This is a genomic window from Nocardia sp. NPDC052112, from assembly GCF_040680135.1.
GTDB lineage: Bacteria > Actinomycetota > Actinomycetes > Mycobacteriales > Mycobacteriaceae > Nocardia.
Map to the genome: position 1 here is coordinate 231,706 of NZ_JBFAWD010000011.1, position 18,660 is coordinate 250,365.

General features: G+C 65.5%; 24 protein-coding genes. 17 read left to right on the forward strand and 7 right to left on the reverse strand.

The window, feature by feature from the left end:
* The 4 genes from AB0L58_RS22925 to AB0L58_RS22940 all read left to right on the forward strand — a co-directional run.
* On the forward strand, window positions 1-913 hold a 913-nt coding region (locus AB0L58_RS22925; protein WP_364389532.1), incomplete at its 5' end, for a hypothetical protein.
* A 332-nt stretch (window positions 914-1,245) separates the two neighbouring features.
* Entirely contained in the window at window positions 1,246-1,776 is a 531-nt protein-coding gene (locus AB0L58_RS22930) for a hypothetical protein (protein ID WP_364389534.1), read from the forward strand.
* Entirely contained in the window at window positions 1,773-2,039 is a 267-nt protein-coding gene (locus tag AB0L58_RS22935; protein ID WP_364389535.1) for a hypothetical protein, read from the forward strand. The genes AB0L58_RS22930 and AB0L58_RS22935 overlap by 4 nt, the downstream gene beginning before the upstream one ends.
* Before the next feature lie 342 nt (window positions 2,040-2,381).
* Complete coding sequence (locus AB0L58_RS22940; protein ID WP_364389536.1) at window positions 2,382-2,627, forward strand: hypothetical protein; 246 nt, start codon at window positions 2,382-2,384, stop codon at window positions 2,625-2,627.
* A gap of 11 nt (window positions 2,628-2,638) precedes the next feature.
* Here AB0L58_RS22940 and AB0L58_RS22945 read toward each other — a convergent pair whose 3' ends face one another.
* Window positions 2,639-3,019, reverse strand: a complete 381-nt coding sequence (locus AB0L58_RS22945) for a hypothetical protein (protein ID WP_364389537.1) — start codon at window positions 3,017-3,019, stop codon at window positions 2,639-2,641.
* Between the two features lie 190 nt (window positions 3,020-3,209).
* On the opposite strand from AB0L58_RS22945, the gene hemL reads away from it, so the two are divergent.
* The 6 genes from hemL (at window position 3,210) to ccsB (ending at window position 9,796) form a co-directional block, all read left to right on the forward strand.
* Window positions 3,210-4,547 carry a glutamate-1-semialdehyde 2,1-aminomutase gene (hemL, locus tag AB0L58_RS22950; protein ID WP_364389539.1) on the forward strand — a complete coding sequence of 446 codons (1,338 nt, stop codon included), beginning with the start codon at window positions 3,210-3,212 and terminating at the stop codon, window positions 4,545-4,547.
* 242 nt (window positions 4,548-4,789) lie between these two features.
* Window positions 4,790-5,464 (forward strand): histidine phosphatase family protein, encoded by a 675-nt coding sequence (locus AB0L58_RS22955; RefSeq protein WP_364389619.1) that lies wholly within the window; start codon window positions 4,790-4,792, stop codon window positions 5,462-5,464.
* Window positions 5,461-6,084 (forward strand): TlpA disulfide reductase family protein, encoded by a 624-nt coding sequence (locus AB0L58_RS22960; RefSeq protein ID WP_364389541.1) that lies wholly within the window; start codon window positions 5,461-5,463, stop codon window positions 6,082-6,084. Before AB0L58_RS22955 ends, AB0L58_RS22960 begins: the two co-directional genes overlap by 4 nt.
* A 270-nt stretch (window positions 6,085-6,354) precedes the next feature.
* On the forward strand, window positions 6,355-7,191 hold the full coding sequence (locus tag AB0L58_RS22965; RefSeq protein WP_364389542.1) for a cytochrome c biogenesis CcdA family protein: 837 nt from the start codon (window positions 6,355-6,357) through the stop codon (window positions 7,189-7,191).
* Window positions 7,188-8,825 carry a cytochrome c biogenesis protein ResB gene (locus AB0L58_RS22970; protein ID WP_364389544.1) on the forward strand — a complete coding sequence of 546 codons (1,638 nt, stop codon included), beginning with the start codon at window positions 7,188-7,190 and terminating at the stop codon, window positions 8,823-8,825. Before AB0L58_RS22965 ends, AB0L58_RS22970 begins: the two co-directional genes overlap by 4 nt.
* A gap of 2 nt (window positions 8,826-8,827) precedes the next feature.
* Window positions 8,828-9,796 carry a c-type cytochrome biogenesis protein CcsB gene (ccsB, locus tag AB0L58_RS22975; protein ID WP_364389545.1) on the forward strand — a complete coding sequence of 323 codons (969 nt, stop codon included), beginning with the start codon at window positions 8,828-8,830 and terminating at the stop codon, window positions 9,794-9,796.
* Window positions 9,797-9,935: 139 nt separating this feature from the next.
* On the opposite strand, the gene AB0L58_RS22980 is transcribed toward ccsB, so the two are convergent.
* Window positions 9,936-10,883: a zinc-binding dehydrogenase gene (locus AB0L58_RS22980; RefSeq protein ID WP_364389546.1), complete on the reverse strand. Its 948-nt coding sequence runs from the start codon at window positions 10,881-10,883 to the stop codon at window positions 9,936-9,938.
* Window positions 10,884-10,969: 86 nt separating this feature from the next.
* Between AB0L58_RS22980 and AB0L58_RS22985 the strand changes: the two genes are divergently transcribed.
* Entirely contained in the window at window positions 10,970-11,428 is a 459-nt protein-coding gene (locus AB0L58_RS22985) for a MarR family transcriptional regulator (RefSeq protein WP_364389548.1), read from the forward strand.
* Window positions 11,429-11,658: 230 nt separating this feature from the next.
* Here the strand turns inward: AB0L58_RS22985 and AB0L58_RS22990 are convergent, their stop codons facing one another.
* Window positions 11,659-12,480: a hypothetical protein gene (locus AB0L58_RS22990; protein ID WP_364389549.1), complete on the reverse strand. Its 822-nt coding sequence runs from the start codon at window positions 12,478-12,480 to the stop codon at window positions 11,659-11,661.
* 135 nt (window positions 12,481-12,615) lie between these two features.
* Between AB0L58_RS22990 and AB0L58_RS22995 the strand changes: the two genes are divergently transcribed.
* Complete coding sequence (locus tag AB0L58_RS22995; RefSeq protein WP_364389550.1) at window positions 12,616-13,230, forward strand: hypothetical protein; 615 nt, start codon at window positions 12,616-12,618, stop codon at window positions 13,228-13,230.
* 459 nt (window positions 13,231-13,689) lie between these two features.
* Here AB0L58_RS22995 and AB0L58_RS23000 read toward each other — a convergent pair whose 3' ends face one another.
* A complete protein-coding gene (locus AB0L58_RS23000) occupies window positions 13,690-13,887 on the reverse strand; it encodes a hypothetical protein (RefSeq protein ID WP_364389551.1) in 198 nt (65 codons plus the stop codon).
* A gap of 114 nt (window positions 13,888-14,001) precedes the next feature.
* The gene (locus AB0L58_RS23005; protein ID WP_062983746.1) at window positions 14,002-14,211 is read right to left on the reverse strand and encodes a BldC family transcriptional regulator; all 210 of its coding nucleotides are present in this window, start codon (window positions 14,209-14,211) and stop codon (window positions 14,002-14,004) included.
* Window positions 14,212-14,392: 181 nt separating this feature from the next.
* Here AB0L58_RS23005 and AB0L58_RS23010 point away from each other — a divergent pair, with 181 nt between their 5' ends.
* From AB0L58_RS23010 to AB0L58_RS23030, 5 genes are all read left to right on the forward strand, one after another.
* Entirely contained in the window at window positions 14,393-14,743 is a 351-nt protein-coding gene (locus AB0L58_RS23010; RefSeq protein WP_364389552.1) for a DUF4229 domain-containing protein, read from the forward strand.
* Entirely contained in the window at window positions 14,740-15,825 is a 1,086-nt protein-coding gene (locus AB0L58_RS23015; RefSeq protein WP_364389554.1) for a PLP-dependent cysteine synthase family protein, read from the forward strand. Before AB0L58_RS23010 ends, AB0L58_RS23015 begins: the two co-directional genes overlap by 4 nt.
* Before the next feature lie 114 nt (window positions 15,826-15,939).
* Window positions 15,940-16,161: a helix-turn-helix domain-containing protein gene (locus tag AB0L58_RS23020; protein WP_364389555.1), complete on the forward strand. Its 222-nt coding sequence runs from the start codon at window positions 15,940-15,942 to the stop codon at window positions 16,159-16,161.
* Window positions 16,161-16,739 carry a Clp protease N-terminal domain-containing protein gene (locus tag AB0L58_RS23025; protein ID WP_364389557.1) on the forward strand — a complete coding sequence of 193 codons (579 nt, stop codon included), beginning with the start codon at window positions 16,161-16,163 and terminating at the stop codon, window positions 16,737-16,739. The genes AB0L58_RS23020 and AB0L58_RS23025 overlap by 1 nt, the downstream gene beginning before the upstream one ends.
* A gap of 77 nt (window positions 16,740-16,816) precedes the next feature.
* Window positions 16,817-17,203, forward strand: a complete 387-nt coding sequence (locus tag AB0L58_RS23030) for a phage holin family protein (protein WP_364389558.1) — start codon at window positions 16,817-16,819, stop codon at window positions 17,201-17,203.
* Window positions 17,204-17,244: 41 nt separating this feature from the next.
* Here the strand turns inward: AB0L58_RS23030 and AB0L58_RS23035 are convergent, their stop codons facing one another.
* Window positions 17,245-18,117 carry a 1,4-dihydroxy-2-naphthoate polyprenyltransferase gene (locus AB0L58_RS23035; RefSeq protein WP_364389559.1) on the reverse strand — a complete coding sequence of 291 codons (873 nt, stop codon included), beginning with the start codon at window positions 18,115-18,117 and terminating at the stop codon, window positions 17,245-17,247.
* Window positions 18,118-18,162: 45 nt separating this feature from the next.
* On the reverse strand, window positions 18,163-18,621 hold the full coding sequence (locus tag AB0L58_RS23040; protein WP_364389560.1) for an SRPBCC family protein: 459 nt from the start codon (window positions 18,619-18,621) through the stop codon (window positions 18,163-18,165).
* Window positions 18,622-18,660 lie beyond the last annotated feature (39 nt).

The window sequence follows — 18,660 nt, forward strand, 5'->3', positions numbered from 1 at the left end:
GGTCTTGGTGCCGCAGGGTGTGGAGGTGGCCGGGGTGGCTGATTCGATTCGGCCTGGTCAGAGTGGTGCGGGCACGGAATCGCCCGGTTCGAGTCGTGCGGGCGTGAATTCCTCGGGCTCGTATCCGCAAGGCGCGAATCCGTCTGGGTCGCAGGGCGCTGAGTCGGCCGAGGTGCCGCAGGGTGCGGAGGTGCTCGGGGTGGCTGAATCGAGTCCACACGGTTCGAGGCCCGCGGGTGTGAACCTGCCTTGGCAGCATCGGCAAAGCGCGAACCCGGCTGAGGCGCATCCGCAGGGTGCGAATCGTCCCGAACCGTATCCGCAGGGTGTGATTCCGCCGGGGGCATATGGGCCGATGCCGTATCCACCCGGGATGTATCCGCCTGGGCCGTACCCGGGCGGACCCGTTATGGGGCCGCCCCGGTTGCGGCCGGAACCACCCGAGGATATTCGGACGGCGCGGCAATTGTGGTGGGGTGTAATCGGATTCGGCATCGTGCAGATGATCGGGTCGGTTGTCGCGGCGTTTCAGCAGCGCAAGGATTTCGCGCAGAAGATGTATGACCAGGTGCACGTCGGCGATCCGAATTTCACGATGGCCAACGCGGAGCTGATGGTCTCGTTGGCTTTTGTGGTCGCGGTGGTGATCGGGTTGGCGCTGGCCGCATTCGCGTTGCTGTTCGTGCACCAGTTCGTGCGCGGAAAGCTGTGGGCGCGGACACTTCTGACCGCCGTGGGTGTCTGGCTGTTGCTGGTCGGGGTTGGTACTCTGTTCGCGCTGGAAGCGGTGACGGGGGCGGCTTCGCTGGTGGCCGGTGGTGCGGCGATCGTGCAGGGCGTGCTGGCGGCGGGTGCGGTGTATCTGAGTCACCGTCCGGACTCGACCGCGTACTTCCAGATGAATCGCAGGTGAACGGCGATCGGAGCCGTCCGCGAGTTTGTCAAGAAATCGGCAGCATGTATCGTGAGGGTTGTCACAGAGGACATGGGAACCGGAAGTCGTTCGTTACACGTTGTCTTACGTTTTGTAACTACGTCGACCAGATGGTTCCGGGAGATCGGAGGCATCGATGCGAGTGGTGATTCAACAGCCGCAGAGCATTCGACGAGATCTGCTCGTGCTGAGCCTGCTGATCCTGTTCGCATTGGTCACCGTCGCGCTGCTGATACTGCCCGGCGCAGTCGGCTGATCAGGGGCCGGATGTCGATCCCCGTCGCCGTGCTCGGCGCGACCGGGAGCATGGTGTGACGGCTTCCGAGGATGGCACGACCATCTTGTTCGCCGAACTGGGCGCGCGCTGGCGTGCGGTGGCCTACGGGCCGCTGCTGTGTCTGCTCGTGCTGATTCTGGAATTGGTGACCGCGGCCCAGGTGCATTGGTTCGCCCTCATTTTCTGTGCCGCGCTGATCGCGGGCTTCGTTGTGCTGCAGGTGATCGCCGGGCAGCGGCATGTGAGCGTCGAGTTGACCCCAGTCGCGCTGCGCGAGGGCACCGAGACCCTCCCGCTCGCGTCGATCGATGCGGTGCTGCCCGAGCGGGACGAGGACTCCCGGGATGATGAGGATTGGGAATCGGCGCGTTCGCTCGGCGAATTGAGCGGGGTGCCACGCCGGCGCGCCGGCATCGGGCTGCGGCTCGTCGGTGGTGAACTGGTACAGGCGTGGGCGAAGGATCACCGCGGACTGCGGGCGGCGCTCACCGCAGCGCTCGGCGAGACCGATAAGGTCACGCGGACCGAGGAAACCGAAGACAGTGAGAACGGAGCGGATCGTTGACGCGCTTGATCGCGCTCGGTGACCGGATGCTGACGGCATTGGTCGAGTTGACCCTCGCGCTCGGCTGTACCGTGCTCGCGATGGTGAGCTGGCGCAACGGGCTGATCACCACCACCTTCGCGCCGTCGGGTGAGGTGCCCGGCTTCGACTCCACCCGCTACAGCGCTCCGTGGTTGATGCTCGCCGCCTTCCTGGTCATGGTGGCCGGTGTGCTCGCCATCGATGCCGTCGCGCGCACGGTCCGTGCCGCGCGTTCGCGCTGACCAAGGACAACCACCGGCGATCGGCGGCACCACGGCCGTTCGATCGCGAATTTCGCGGGAGCATCGCCGGCCTGACGCGCGACGATGTCATCGTTCTCGCCGCTGAATCTGCTGTCGGCCCTGTCTGCCTGACCACCGGGTTCGTCCTGCGCTGCTCGAGCGTCACTGCCTAGCGCCGACTGCGCTCGGGCACCGGCGATCCGAGACGTGCCCTGGCGCATCGGCCGCGACTGCACTACCGTGCAAGTGCCGCAGCCGCGAGGTGTAACGGTCGGCATTCAGTGAATACTGTTGTGGCCGTTATGCTTTCGGCCGGTTTCCGAATTGTGTCGACTGGGAGAAATGCTTGTGATTCGTTTTGCCGGGAAAGTGTGCGCCGCGGTCGTCGTGGCGGCAGCGATCGGAGCGGCGCCCGCGTGGGCCGCACCGGGACTGCCGCTGGAGCCCGCTGCCCAGACCGACACTCAGGCCGAGGTGGCCCAGCCCGCGCCGATCTTCGTGCCCGATTCGGGTTCGGCGGGTGTGTACAACAACTTCATGTGCCAGCTGCACACCATCTCGGCCTCGGTGCCGTGCATGTACACCTGAGTCGACCACCCCTAGCCCCAATTCTGATAAACGTCCAGCGCGCGGCCGTCCCTGGCGCCCGGCGCATTGACGTACAGAATGACGGTGCCGTCCGGATGATCGGCCGCCTCCATGATGACCTGGCGCAATGAGGCGTGCACACCGCCGTTCTCGTCGCGGTGGATCTCGGTATCGTTTTTGAGTCCGGCACCGATCCGGTTGAGCGGCACCACCATGCTGACCAACGCCGGCAGCGGTCCATCGCCGAGGGCCACGGTCTCCGCGTGATCCAGATGCAGCCCGACCCGGTCGGGTTGGATGACCGGATCCGCGGCGGCCGCGGTCCCGGTGTCGAAGGTGACGGCGGCGGCGAGCGCGGCAAAGATTGTGGCGCTGGTGACGGCAAACCGCATTGGACCCTCCCGATGGGCTAGATGGTGCGACGACGCACCGAGATTACGCACCGGCAATCGGTCAGCGACCGATATCGGCCGCAACCATGATCGGCGTGTTGCGCCGGTGCGCGCGGCCGAGCTGCGGTCTGCGTCACTCGACTACACCCTGTCGTCGACTCGTTCCGATCGGGCTGAGACACTGGACGTCGTGAGTTCTTCTCCGCGCGCGACCAGGGCATCGGTGCCGGTCTCGACTCAGCTCTTCGACCGGGCTACTTCGGTGATTCCGGGCGGTGTGAATTCGCCGGTGCGGGCATTCAAGTCCGTCGGCGGCACACCGCGATTCATCGCATCGGCCAAGGGCTGCACACTCATCGATGTCGACGGCAACGAGTATGTCGACCTGGTGTGTTCCTGGGGGCCGATGATTCTCGGCCACGCGCATCCCGAGGTGGTCGAAGCGGTGCGGCGGGCGGCGGTCGGTGGACTGTCTTTCGGTGCGCCGACCGAGGCCGAGATCGAACTCGCCGAATTGATCGCCGAACGGATGGCACCGGTGGACCGGGTTCGTCTGGTCAACTCGGGTACCGAAGCCACCATGAGCGCGGTCCGGTTGGCGCGCGGCTACACCGGTCGCGCCAAGATCATCAAATTCTCGGGTTGCTACCACGGTCATGTGGATGCGCTGCTCGCTGACGCCGGATCCGGTGTCGCGACGCTCGGCCTGCCGACCTCGCCCGGCGTCACCGGCGCGCAAGCGAGCGACACCATCGTGCTGCCGTACAACGACATCGACGCCGTCGCCAGGGCCTTCGCCACGCATCCCGGTGAGATCGCGTGTGTGATCACCGAGGCGGCCGCGGGCAATATGGGTGCGGTCGCACCGCTGCCCGGCTTCAACGAGGGCCTGCGCAAACTGACCGGGGACGACGGTGCACTGCTGATCATGGACGAGGTGATGACCGGATTCCGGGTGAGCCGGTCCGGCTGGTTCGGCCGCGACGGCGTCGCCGGTGACCTCTACACCTTCGGCAAGGTGATGAGTGGTGGACTACCCGCCGCCGCGTTCGGCGGGCGCGTCGACATCATGAATCACCTTGCGCCGCTTGGTCCGGTATATCAGGCCGGCACCCTGTCCGGGAACCCGGTCGCCGTCGCCGCCGGTCTTGCCTCGCTGCGTGCGGCCGATGACGCGGTATACGCCGCACTCGATCGCAATGCCGAGCGACTGGGTGGGTTGTTCACCGAGGCGCTCGCTGCGGCGGGGGTCGAGCATCAGGTCCAGTTCGCGGGCAATATGGTGAGCGTGTTCTTCGCCGACCGTCCGGTCACCGACTACGCCACCGCCAAAGCCAGCCAGACCTGGCGTTTTCCGCCCTTCTTCCACGCACTGCTCGACGGCGGTGTGTATGCGCCGCCGAGCGCGTTCGAAGCATGGTTCGTCTCCGCGGCGCTCGACGAGGACGCATTCGACCGAATCGCCGCAGCCCTGCCCGCCGCCGCACATGCGGCCGCGGCCGCCACCCCCGAAGGATCCCGCGCGTGAGTTCCGACCAGCCAGATTCAGAAGTGCGCGAACTACCGGATACCCCTGTCGACAGCGTGAAAAGCGCCGCCGACGAATACGATTCCGCTGTCGCCGAGCAGCCGAGCGCCGTTGATGAATCCGAACAGTCCGGTATCGCCGCATCCGATCGGGTCGCGGCTGAATCCGGTGCCGTCGAAACGGCGGTCGACCAGCCCGATGCCGACGAGCCGGTGGTGATCGCGTCGCCGCGCGCTACCGTCATCCGCCCCCACGGCGCGGAGTCGGCCGACGCGGTCGAGGACGATACCGTCGAGACCATCGTGCACGTGCTGCGGCACGGCGAGGTGCACAACCCGAAGGGCATTCTCTACGGTCGCCTACCCGGTTTCAGCCTCTCGGTGACCGGTCGGGCGCAGGCCGGTGCGGTGGCGCGGTCGCTGGCCGATCACGACATCGCACTGGTGATCGCCTCGCCACTGCAACGTGCGCAGGAGACCGCGGAGCCGATCGCGCGCCGGCACGGGCTGCTCGTGCGTTCCGACGAGAACCTGATCGAGGCTGGCAACACATTCGAGGGCCTGCGGGTTTCGGTGGGTGACGGCGCGCTGCGCAAGCCGAGGCACTGGTGGAAGCTGCGCGATCCGTTCACCCCGTCCTGGGGGGAGCCGTATCTGCAGATCGCGCACCGCATGCTGGCCGCGGTCAATAAGGCCAGGGTCGAGGCGGCCGGACACGAGGCCGTGCTGGTTTCGCATCAGCTGCCGGTCTGGACGCTGCGGCGGTTCTTGCAGGGACAGCGGCTCTGGCACGATCCGCGGCACCGGCAGTGCTCGCTCGCCTCGCTGACCTCACTGGTCTACCAGGGCGACACCCTCGTCGACATCGTCTACTCCGAGCCCGCGGGTGGTTCGGATCCCACGGTGCACGGCGCATGAGAACTTCTTCCCGGCCGTCGGCCCGGCGTTTCGCGCCGGTCCTGTTCGCGTGCGTGGCCCTGGTGGCCGCGCTCGCGGGTTGTTCGACCGGGAAGGATGCGGTGGCCTCCGGCGGTACGTTCGAATTCGTCTCGCCCGGTGGCAAAACCGATATTTTCTACGATCCGCCCGCCGCGCGTGGCACCATCGGCAAGCTCGCCGGGCCGGATTTGATGACCTCGGGCAAGACCACTTCGGTCACCGACTTCCCGGACAAGGTGGTCGTGCTCAATCTGTGGGGGCAGTGGTGCGGGCCGTGCCGCGCCGAGGCGCCCGCACTCGAAAAGGTCTACGAGGCAACCAAGGACAAGGGCGTCGTCTTTCTCGGCATCAATGTCCGTGATTTCCAGCAGGACAAGGCACAGGACTTCGTCGTCGACAACAAGGTCGGTTATCCGTCCGTCTACGACCCGTCCATGCGCACCCTGCTCGCGCTCGGCGGCAACTTCCCGACCAGTGTCATTCCCACCACGCTGGTGCTGGATCGGCAACATCGGGTCGCCGCTGTCTTCCTCCGCTCGCTGTTGGCGGAAGACCTCCAACCAATTGTCGAACGCATTGCCGCGGAAGGTTCGCAGTGAGTTGTTCGGCCCATGCCGTAATTACGTCCCGCTCGATAGCGAGCGGTAGGAAGGTGCAATCGTGAATCGCGATCGCCGTACTCGTAGCCCGCGTGCCTGTCGCCCGCGGCAGGCCGCCCGTCTCGTTCGCGGAGTCTGGACGGTCGATGACCGGTGGGTCGGTGTTGCCGCCGTACCGCGCAGCGCCGCAGCCGATTCTATGATGGACTTCGCCCCCGAATCCGCGCAGGTGCCGGAGCGCGATGATCGACCCCCGGTGGAGTCCGACTGATGGTGCTTGCCGCAGTAGGTGATTCGTTCCAGCAGACGGCGGCGACCGGGCCGCTGTTATTGGCGCTCGGCGCATGCGTACTGGCCGGACTGGTCTCGTTCGCCTCGCCGTGTGTGGTGCCGCTGGTGCCGGGTTACCTGTCCTATCTCGCCGGGCTGGTCGGTGCCGAGGCGCCGCCCGCCACCGCAGCGCAGGCCAAAGGCCTTGGCGGCACAGCGGTTTCGGTCGAGCGGGCTGCGGCACGTACGGGTCGGATCCGAGTGGCCGGCGCGGCCGGTCTGTTCGTCGCGGGCTTCACCGTGGTGTTCGTGCTCGCCACCGCAACGGTTTTCGGCGTCATCCAGACCCTGAATGTGAATCGGGAACTGCTGCAACGGGTTGGCGGTGTGGTCACCATCCTGATGGGTCTGGTGTTCATCGGCTTGGTCCCCGCGTTGCAGCGCGATACGCGGATGGAGCCACGCAGGCTCACCGGTATTCTGGGTGCTCCGCTGCTCGGCGCGGTGTTCGCGCTCGGCTGGACGCCGTGTCTCGGGCCGACGTTGTCCGGGGTGATGGCGGTTTCGGCCGGGACCGAGGGCACGACGGCCGTGCGCGGAGTTTCACTGATCGTCGCCTACTGCCTCGGCCTCGGACTGCCGTTCGTGATTCTGGCCTTCGGTTCGGCGAGTGCGTTGCGCGGTGTCGGCTGGCTGCGGCGTAACTCGCGCACTATTCAGGTCATCGGGGGCATATTGCTCGTCGCGGTCGGGATCGCACTGGTCACGGGGGCGTGGGACCAGTTCGTCGCCTGGGTGCGCGACGCCTTCGTTTCCGAGGTGACGTTGCCGATATGACCGTGCTCGACAGACCCGAGGCGCCGGTGACGCAGCCGAAGCAGTCCCCGGTCGGGCGTGCCTGGGCGCTCGTGCGCAATGCCTGGCGCGGGCTGACCAGTATGCGCACCGCGCTGGTACTGCTGTTCCTGCTGGCGTTGGGTGCGATTCCGGGTGCGCTGCTGCCACAGCGCAATCTCAACGAGGGCAAGGTCGAGCAGTACATCGCCGACCGCCCGACGCTCGGGCCGTGGATGGACCGGTTCCAGCTGTTCGACGTGTTCTCCAGCTTCTGGTTCACGGCAATTTATGCGCTGCTTTTCATTTCGCTCGTCGGCTGTATTCTGCCGCGCTGCCTGGATCACTATCGTGCGCTGCGCACGCCGCCGGTCCGGGTGCCGCGCAACCTGTCACGGCTGCCGCACCATTACTCCGAGACGGTCGACGGCACACCGGACAAGGTGCTCGAGCAGGCGCGAAAAGAGCTGCGTGGGTGGCGAACCGAGGTGCGCGAGGGCACTCGCGAAGGTGAGATCACCCTCTCCGCGGAGAAGGGTTACACCCGCGAACTCGGCAACCTCGTCTTCCACCTGGCCCTGGTCGGACTGCTCGTCGCCATCGCGGTCGGCAAGCTCTTCGGTTACGAGGGCAGCGTCATCGTCATCGCGAACAACGGTCCCGGCTTCTGCACTACCTCGCCAGCGGTCTTCGACTCGTTCAAGGCGGGCAATATCAACGACGGCACTGGTATGGCGCCATTGTGCGTGCGGGTCAAGGATTTCAAGGCCGACTACCTGCAGAACGGCCAGGCCGAGATGTTCACCTCGAATATCGAATATCAGGCCGGAAGCGATCTGCAGAGCGATACCTGGCGTGATGCGCAGATCCAGGTGAACCATCCGCTGCGCGTCGCGGGAGACCGCCTGTACCTGCAGGGCCACGGTTTCGCGCCGACGTTCACGGTGACCTTCCCGAACGGGCAGACCCGCACCGAGACCGTCCAGTGGCGGCCCGACAATGCGCAGACCTTCCTGTCCAGTGGTGTGCTGCGGATTGATCCGCCCGGCGGCATGTACGCCACCGACGAGGAGCGTCGCAAGAACCAGATCGCTATCGAGGGTTTGTTCGCCCCGACCGCATTGCTGCACGGCAGCCTGCTGACCTCGTCATTCCCGACCATGAACGATCCGGCCGTCGCGGTGGACATCTATCGCGGCGATACCGGCCTCGATACCGGTAAGCCGCAGTCGCTGTTCGCCTTGGATCCCGAGCAGGTCAAGCAGGGGCGACTGACCAAGGAGGCCAGGGTCAATCTGCGTCCCGGCGAGTCGGCGGCGCTGCCCAACGGCACCAAGGTCACCTTCGACGGTGCGCAGGAATTTGTGAATTTGCAGGTATCGCACGATCCGGCGCAGCAGTGGGTGCTGGTGAGTGCGTTGGCCATGATGGCCGGGCTGCTGGTGTCGCTGCTGGTGAAGCGGCGGCGCATCTGGATCCGCGGCTACCCGGCCGATGACGAAGCGGGTACCGTTGGCAAACGACGCACTGTAGTAGAGATGGGCGGGCTTGCCAGAACCGATCAGGCGGGCTGGGGCGGCGAATTCGATCGCCTGCGCAAGCGCCTACTCGATGACCGATCCGCCACGGGAGAGTGACCATGCCGATCGACGAGACCATCGCCCAGTACAGCGACCTCGCCTTCAAATCGGCGATCGTCGTGTACGCGCTGGTGTTCGTGCTGCTGATCGTGCAGTACGCGGCGGCGCGGACGCAGAAGGTCGTCGCGCGTGAACTGGTGACCGCCGGTGGTGGTTCCGATCGTCCCGCCGGGCCCGGCCGGGTCGAGACGCCGCAGGCCAAGCCGTTCGCCGAACGCGCGGGCAATATGGCGTTCTCTGTGCTGTTCGTCGCCATTGCCCTGCACGTCACCTCGATAGTGTTGCGCGGCTTCGCAACCCACCGCTTCCCGCTCGGCAATATGTACGAGTTCGTCACCATGGCGACCGCCGCGGCCGCGGTCGTCGGCATGGTGTTCCTGCGTGAACAGCGCTACCGCTCGATGTGGGTCTTCCTGCTCGTCCCGATTCTCATCCTGCTGTTCCTGGCCGGAACCGTCCTCTACGCCGACGCGGCACCCGTTGTGCCAGCGCTGAAGTCGTTCTGGCTGCCTATTCACGTCACCATCGTCAGCATCGGCAGCGGCGTCTTCCTGGTCTCCGGCATAGCCAGCCTGCTCTTCCTCTACCGCCTGCGTCAGCCCGAGGGCGCCGAATCCGACAATATCCTCGGCGCCATCGCCCGCCGCCTCCCCGACGCGCGCACCCTGGATCGGTTGGCCTACAAGACCACCATCATCGGCTTTCCACTCTTCGGCGCCGGAGTCATCCTCGGTGCCATCTGGGCAGAGGCCGCATGGGGCCGCTTCTGGGGCTGGGACCCCAAGGAGACCTGCTCTTTCATCGCCTGGGTGCTGTACGCCGCGTACCTCCACGCCCGTGCCACCTCGGGGTGGCGCGACACCAAGGCCGCCTACATCAACATCGCGGGCTTCGTCGCAATGCTCTTCAACCTCTTCATCATCAATATCGTGATCAGCGGGTTGCACTCGTACGCGGGCTTGAACTAAACCGTCAACCTGCCGAAAGGCAGGTCGATCTTTGCGACGTGACGTTGTGATCCAGGGTGTTCGGCGGCTACCGTCCGGCGGTTGGTGCGCTCGCTGCCGGTGATCCCGAGCGCGCCGACCGTCGGACGGAAGGCGCGGCTCAGCCGACGCGGATGATGCTCTTGCCGCGGGTCTGGCCGTCTGCCAGGTTCGTGATTGCGGTCTCGACGTCGGCCAGCTGGTATTCGGCGGTGACGTCGATGCGCACCGACCCGTCGGCGACCAGGGCCAGGGCGCGGGCGGCGCTGTCGGCCAACCGTTCCGGTCGAGTCTGGCTGGCCAGGTTGCTGTTGTAGGTCAACAGCGATTGCCCATGCATCAGCAAGTCGTTGGCCGAGACGGTGACTGGTTCGAAGGTGGCGATGTTGCCGTAGACCACGATCCGGCCGTGTGCGGCCAGCCGCGCCAGGTTCGCGATGCGGGTCTGACCGCCGATCGGATCCAGGATCACATCGAAGGACTCGTCGACCAGGGCGGCAGGGAATTCCTCGCGGGTCAGGACCTGGTGGTAACCGAATCGGCGGGCGTATTCGAGCTGACCGGGGTTGCCGACGACACCGACGATCCGGTCCGCGCCCGCTGCCGCGGCGAACTGCCCGGCCAGCGAACCAACACCTCCCGCGGCAGCGTGGATCAGCACGCTGTCTCCTGCTCGCACTCCGGCCACGGTGTTGATCAGGTCGTACGCGGTCGGGGTGACCCAGCCGAACCCCGCCGCGGTGCGCGGGTCGACTCCGGCGGCATCGATCGCCAGCGCCGCGGGCGCGGTCACGACCTCGGCATAGCCGCCGCCGCTGATCAGCGCGGTGACCTGCGCACCGAGACGGGCCCGGTCCACGCCGTCGCCGACCGCGACGACCTCACCCGCGGCCTCGAAACCCGGCACAAATGGGCGCGGAACCGGGAAGTGACCCGCACGCACCAATACATCCCCGTACTGCACGCCGGCGTAGGCGATCCGGATCGCGACCTCACCGGGGCCCGGCACGGGCTCGGCTAGCTCGGTGATCCGGAACTGATCGTCGGTGTCCAGAACAACAGCCTTCATCAGATTCAACTTTCTGTCTTGACACAGTATCCTGACACAGAGACTTAATCAGTATCAGATACCTGAGTCAAATTAGGGAGTTGTGAATGGTCGACGTGCCGGTCGAGGAATACCTGTGCACTCGTATCCGTCGCGCCGAGCAAGCGCTGATGGCACACCACGAGGCCGTATTGCGGACCTACGGATTGACCATGACTCAGTACACCGTGCTGCTCACTCTGTCTCGCGAAGCGGCGATGTCCGGCGCCCAGCTGGCGCGCGCGTGCGGAGTCACTCAGCAGAGCATGGCGACCGTCCTGACCGGTATGCAGAATAAGAAACTCATCGACCGCGAACCCTCTCCGGTGCACGCGAAGGTCATGATCACCAGCCTCACCGCTGCGGGCCGCGAGCTGCTCGACCGCGCCTATGGGGAAGTTGTCGTGCTCGAACGGGCGCTGACAGACCGATTCACCAACGAGGAGCACAGGCTGTTGTGCGAGCTCCTCGATCGCGCCACCGTGACCCTCGTCGAGCAGACGCCTACCGCACACCCCACCCGGTAATCGGCGCACACGCCTGGGATGGCTGCGTCAACTGGTTCCGCCGACTGAACGCCGCGCACTCCACTGCGATGGCGTTGTCGCTGGGCAAAAGACATATCGCTTCGGCCCTGTGGATCGACACGGAGAGTGTGGCGCCGGAGTGCTGGATGCTGTTGTCGGGGAACGCGAATGATGGTGCCGCTGAGCAGCGCTGTCCGCGATCGAGTAGGGCTGTCGCGGGCGGCGTGGGCTTACAGCCGGTGGACGCAGACGATGAATTGGCGTTGCTGGTAGACGATTCCGCGGTCGCTGGAGGAGCAGACGTTGACGTTTGTGGTGTGTTGTTTGATGTCGACGACGCGGACGGCGTTGGGGACGCCTTTGGTGTTGCAGTCGAGGCGCTTGGGGTTGTCCTTGTTCGGGTCCATGCAGCCGCCGACCACCCAGTCGATATCCAGGCAGAGAGCGGCGCGGTTCACGCCGTGCAGGGTGTCGTTGAGGGAGCGGTCGGCGTCGGTGGGGCAGGCGGCGTTCTCGGGCGCCTTGTCGATGACCTTGTAGTTGGAGGTTGCGCTACCGCAGGCGGCCTTGCCGAGGGTGGGATTGTCGCCGCTGCCGCCGATTTCGACGCAGTCACCGACCTCGACCTTCAGGCCGCCCGCGATCTTGTCGAAGGTGCTGCGGATGGCGGAGGTGGTCGGTGGAGCCTCGGGGGTGGTCAGCGGCAGCTCGGGGAACGACGGTTCCGGCTCGGTGGTCGGCGCGGTGTCGTTCTGGGCTGCGGGCGATGGGCTGCTCGGGGTGGACTTGTCGTTGCTCAGCGACATCGCGGCCACCGCCACAACGGCTGCGGCCAGCGCGGTTACAGCTATGAAGACCGTCAAGGTGAGACCCGCACGGACACGTTGACGCGACACCTGTGACGTCCTCCAGGGCTGTTCGAACTCGCGCGCCGAGATACGAAGTTGAAAGTTGCAATGGTGAGAGATCACGTCATGCCTACACCATTCGATGCGTGCGCGTCGAGTCACCCATTTTTGAGGATAAAAAGGATAATCGTGTGAAATGATCATGGGTCGGATGCTGTCGTAACAATCGAATAACAATGGCTGTCAGGGGTTTCCTAAATGCCATGCGGGGCAACAAGCTACGTGGCGCTAGGCGCGTCAACCGGCTACCGGGCCGGTGCTTGTCAGAAGGAAACCTTGATGAAGTTCGGCACGTTCGCCGTCACCCTCGTGTCCATTGCCGCCGTGGGAATCGCTGCGGGAACCGCGAATGCGAAGCCAGCGGAAGTTGCCAAAGAGGTGTCGGCCTCCGGCGTCGAGCAGGGAATCGGTTACCACACAGTGGTTTCCGATGCTCCGGATGCGCCCCGGGTGCTCACCACCGCCGTCGACAGCGGCAAGTTCGAACTCGCCGACAACGGCACCAAGGTCGAGTTGAAGTCCGATACCGGCGCCGTCGTCTCGGAAGTCCCGCTGACCTACGAGCTCTCCGGCACTCATGTCGCGGTCGACCAGACGATCTCCGACAACGGCCGAACCCTCACTCTCACGCCGAAATTGACCGCCAAGAACATCGGCGAGATGCAGCCGGTCAACTCCATGGCCCGCCTGACCGACGAAATCAACAAGAACATCGTCGGCGTGGTCGTCGGCGGCGTCCTCGGCCTCATCATCGGCGCCATCGTCGGCGTCTTCTTCTTCAGCCTCATCACCGGCCCGATCGGCGCGGTGATCGGTGCGATCGCCGGCGGCTACATCATGGGCGGACAGTCGTTCATGGACGCCTTGATGGCGGTCGTCAACGGCGAGCCGTGATCGTTCGAGCTGTCGAACGGTAACGCTGATGAGCGCGTCGGCGGCCTTCGATGACATGAATTCCACGACCTCGTCGGTCTATTGACCGATGAGGAGCAGGAGGATCTGCGGCCGGTCGTGCTTCGCTTAGTTGCCGGCCATGGTCGCTCGGCCGCAGATCGAGGAACAACACCCGAGCCTCGGCGGCGTCTTTCGTTTGCGGGGACTGTCGAGGCCGAGCCGGACTTCGCGTCCACCTCCCAGGAAATGCTTTGGCGCGACCTCGGTGTTCGTGAGTGATCATCGGCGATACTGGCTTGCTGTCGCAGAACGCCGGAAACCGGGTTGCGGCGAGATCCCAGGGCGCGGTCGCGACTCGGCATCGGAGCAGCAAATTGAGCCGTGCGGCCAATATGATTGCGCCACCAATGGATTCGCGTCCGGCTATCGGAAACGCACGGCGAACCGGGCGCAAATCACTCAGCGCTCGGTAGAACCGTCACCATCGCGATGCTGGCGCGAAATTCGCCAGAGGAATTCGGCGTCGTCGTCCGGCCCTATGATGCGCTTGCGTTGCGGCGAACGCGTGGGCGGTCCGGCGGTCTTCTCGGGGCCGAACGCCTTCCAGCACAACACCGCGACTGCCACAACTGCGATGAGTGCCAACAGGTACGTCACGTCGCTCACCTCCTGCTAACGAGGGTAGTCGCGTGCGTAGCCTTCGAACACCGCAGACACGAAATTCGTGGGTGCGGGCCCCTAGACAGCGGCTACGAGCCCGCGGAACCAGGATCAGCGGGCGGTTGCCTCGGTGGTCAGCGACTTGAGCAGTTGGAGTACCTCGGATTCGCGGAACCGGCGGTGCCCGCCCGGTGTGCGCAGGGACCCCAGGCGCCCGGCGTGGGCCCAGCGGGTGACGGTCTTCGGATCGACGTGGAACATGGCGGCTACTTGGCCCGGTGTCAGCAGGGTGTCCTGGCCGCCGACGGTGATCGCAGTCATAGCAAACCTCTCCGTTCTCGACAGTTCCCTCATCAGATGGCGACATCGTTGCACTGCAACCCCTAGGTACTCGAACCACCTACAGTTGGTAAAGGGGAAGTAATAGACAAAACGGATACGTGCCTTACCTCGACAGGAGGTATCACCGGGGGTCGTCATAGCTTCGCATAGGCTGGACGGCGTGAGTGAGGCAACTCCACCGAAAGGTGAACCCGAACAGCAAACCGCTGGCGTCGGCGCCCGGCTGGCCCGCAATCTGGCGCTGTACACGCTCGCCAGGCTGGGGCTGGTCGTCGTCATCACCGCGGCGATCATCGGCGTCGCCCGGCTCGTCTCGGTGGATATCCCGCTGGTGGTCGCCGCCCTGTTCGCCTTGATCATCGCGATGCCGTTGTCGCTGACGCTGTTCAAGAAGTTGCGCGCTCGGGTCAACGAGGACATCGCGGTCGTCGACGCGAAGCGTCGCCAGGACAAGGCGCAGCTGCGCGCCCGGCTGCGTGGTGACGACGACCAGACCGGCGCGGCCTCGTGAAGTACTGCGACCGCAGTACGCCACGCGCCTGGGTCGACAATGCCGTGCGGCTCATCGAGGCGGATACCCAGCGCAGCGCCGACACCCATCTGATCCGGTACCCGCTGCCCGCCGCCTGGCACGTCCAGCTGTACCTGAAGGACGAGTCGACCCACATCACCGGCAGCCTCAAGCACCGCCTGGCGCGGTCGCTGTTCCTGTACGCGATCTGCAACGGCTGGGTCACCGAGGGCACCACGGTGGTCGAGGCGTCGTCCGGTTCGACCGCGGTCAGCGAGGCGTATTTCGCCAAATTGCTCGGCCTGGATTTCGTCGCGGTAATGCCGGCGAGTACCTCGCCGCAGAAGATCGAGCTGATCGAAGCCCAGGGCGGCCGTTGCCATTTCGTACAGCGCCCACCGGATATGTACACCGAGGCGGCGCGGCTGGCCGCCGAATACGGTGGCCACTTCATGGATCAGTTCACCCATGCCGAGCGCGCCACCGACTGGCGGGGCAACAACAACATCGCGGAATCCATCTTCCAGCAAATGGAGTTGGAGGCCCATCCGGTGCCGGACTGGATCGTGGTCGGTGCGGGTACCGGCGGCACCAGTGCCACCATTGGTCGCTATATCCGCTATCACCACTTCCCGTCGAAACTGGCCGTGGTCGACCCGGAGAACTCCGCGTTCTACGGCGGCTACGAAACGGCCGATGCCGGATATCAGACCGGCATGCCGTCGCGCATAGAGGGGATCGGCCGCCCACGGGTCGAGCCGTCGTTCATCGGTCAGGTGGTGGATCGGATGATCGAAGTGCCCGATGCCGCATCGATCGCCACCGCCCGGCTCGCGAGTCGGGCAATCGGCCGCCGGGTAGGCGGTTCGACCGGAACCAATTTATGGGGTGCGTTCGCACTCATTGCCGAAATGATCTCTGCCGGTCGTTCGGGCAGCGTGGTCACGCTGCTCTGTGACGGTGGAGATCGTTATGCCGGGACGTATTTCGACGACGCGTGGGTCGAGGCGCAGGGGATGAACCTCGCCGCACCCGCCGCGATCCTGGAGAAGTTCGCCGCGACCGGAATCTGGTCCGGCTAGCTCGCGATAACGCGACCCCGTCCGCCCGGCAGTGCCGGGGCGGCGGGGTTTTTCGCGGCGAACCTCGTCAATTTTTGTTGACAACGCTGGCGGGCGTCAATCAAAATTGACGACATGACTGAAGCAACCACACTGGCGGCCGCCGCAGGCAGTCCGGACCCCAAGGTCGGGCTGCACGCGGTGCTCGCACTGCGTCGGCTGCTCGAACGGCTGGAGGCGATCCAGGTGACCAATGCTCGTGAACAGGGCTGGTCCTGGCAGGCGATCGCGGAGGCACTCGAGGTCAGCAAGCAGGCGGTCCACCAGAAATACAACCGGAGAGGCGGGAACCGCTGATGTTCGAACGGTTCAGCAGGTCGGCGCGGACGGCGATCGTCATCGCCCAGGAGGACGCACGGGAGCTGCGCGCACCCAGGATCGAGGTGGAGCATGTGCTGCTCGGTCTGTTGTCACAGGGCGAGCCGGAATTGCGAGCACTGCTCGAGGAGGCGGGGCTGACGCGCCGAGATGTGCTGGAAACCCTCGGCGGACAGGCCAAAGGTCAGCCGCTCGGCGCGGAGGATGCCGAGGCGCTGCGCTCGATCGGCATCGATCTGGATGCGGTGCGGGAGAGTCTGGAGGCGAGCTTCGGCGAGGATGCGCTGGAACGGGCGATGCCCGAGGAGCGGTCCCGATTCGGCCGCGGCCGCGACCGGGGCTGGGGGCACATCCCGTTCACCAGGGAGGCCAAGAAGGTATTGGAGCTGGGACTGCGAGAAGCCTTGGCCCGTAAGGACCGGTCCATCGAATCCGGGCATCTACTGCTCGGCATTCTGCGCGCGCCCAATGCGACCACCACCCGCATTCTCGGCGGTCCGCAGGCGATCGATGCACTCCGGCCGAAGGTGCACGCGCTGCTCGACCGTGCGGCGTGAGGGCTCGGGCATGTGCGCGCCGCCCGATTCGTCTTTTGTGGCAGCACATGCCCGCCCGTCGGGCCTAGCATTGGCGCATGCAGCTTCTGATTCGGTTGATCATCAACGCGGTGGCCATCTGGCTGGCCGCCGCCTGGGTCGACAAGATCGAAATTCTCAGTCCGGAAGACAAGGGCAATGGCGGGAAAGTCATCGTCATCCTGGTCGTCGCGGTGGTCTTCACCGCGGTGAACGCGGTGATCAAACCGATTGTGAAACTTCTATCGCTACCGCTGGTCATCGTGACCCTCGGCCTGTTCCTGCTGGTGATCAACGCACTGATGCTGTGGCTCACCGCGAAGATCACCGAAACCACCGACTACGGCCTGCGCGTCGACGGCTTCTGGGCCGCCGTGTGGGGCGGCATCATCGTCGCGGTGGTCAACTGGGTCCTCGGCGTCCTGGTACCGGACGGCGACGACTAACAGCTGCCGCGCGGGCGACCCACCTGGTCGCCCGCGCGCTGCTAACCGGCGATACCCAACGCCAAGGCGGTAACCGCCGACCACACCAACAGCGCCAACCCCGAATCGCGGAGCGCCGGAATCAATTCCAGCCCACCCTTACCGGAGCGTACCGGTGCGTTGGCGCGCACCGCCAACGGCACGGCGACCAGCCCGACCAGCGCCCACGGCGTGCGGACGACCAACAGCAGCGTCGCGATGAACGGCACCGCGAGCAGCGCCAGATGCAGCGTCCGGGTCCGCGGATCGCCGAGTTTGACCGCGAGGGTGACCTTCCCGGATTCGGTATCGGTCGGAATATCGCGCAGGTTATTGGCGACCAGTACCGCACTGGAGAACGCCCCGACCCCGATCGCCAGCACCAGCCCCGCCCATTCGATCCGCTCGGCCTGCACGAATTCGGTGCCGAGCACACCGATCAGACCGAAGAAGACGAAGACCGCCAACTCGCCGAATCCGCTGTAGCCATAGGGCTTTTTGCCGCCGGTGTAGAACCAGGCACCGGCCAGGCAGGCCGCGCCGACCAGCAGCAACCACCACGCCGTCGCGATGACGAGCACCAGCCCGAATACCGCGCCGATGGCCAGGCTGAGGATTGCGGCGTTCTTGACCGCGGCGGGCGAGGCGAGCTGCTGCCCGACCAGCCGCAGTGGGCCGACCCGCACGTCATCGGTACCGCGGATGCCGTCGGAGTAATCGTTGGCGTAATTCACCCCGATGATCAGTGCCAGCGAGACCAGCAGCGCGAGAACGGCTTTCCACCACACCGCACCATCGATGGAGGCCGCGGCGCCGGTTCCGGCAAGGACAGGGGCGATCGCGTTCGGCAGGGTACGGGGCCGTGCGCCCTCGAGCCATTGCGCTGCTGTAGCCATATTCGCAGCCTAATGCGCGGCCGCGGTTCGGTCCGCTCGGGCGGTTCAGTTGGCCGCGACGGCGGCCTGCAAACGATCGAGACCCTTTTCGAAATCCTTGCCGATCATGTTGTCGAATGGGAGCACCTTGCCGATCAGTCCCATCAGGCCCTGGCGCTGCCCGGTCATCCGCCAGACCACCTCGGTGCCGCCCTCGACGGGATTCAGCTCGAAGGTCGTCTTGTTGGTGGCCTTGAAAGGCTTCTCGAAGGCGAGCCGAATGCCGATCGTCCGGTCGTCACTCGAGGTGATCTCCATGCTGCCGCGACCGGCCTTGCGGTTGCCATCCCAGGCGTAGTGGGCGCCGACCCCGGCGTCCGGCCCGGAGTACTTCCGCTGCAGTTGTGGATCGACGTCTTCCCACGGCGACCACTTGGTCCACTCGTGGAAGTTGTCGATCAGCCCATGAATGCGCGCGGGCTCGGCCGTGATCACAGCCTGCCGAACGATTTCGAACTCAGCCATGCGCTCAGCGTAAGCGACTTACCGGTCCGAACAGGGGAG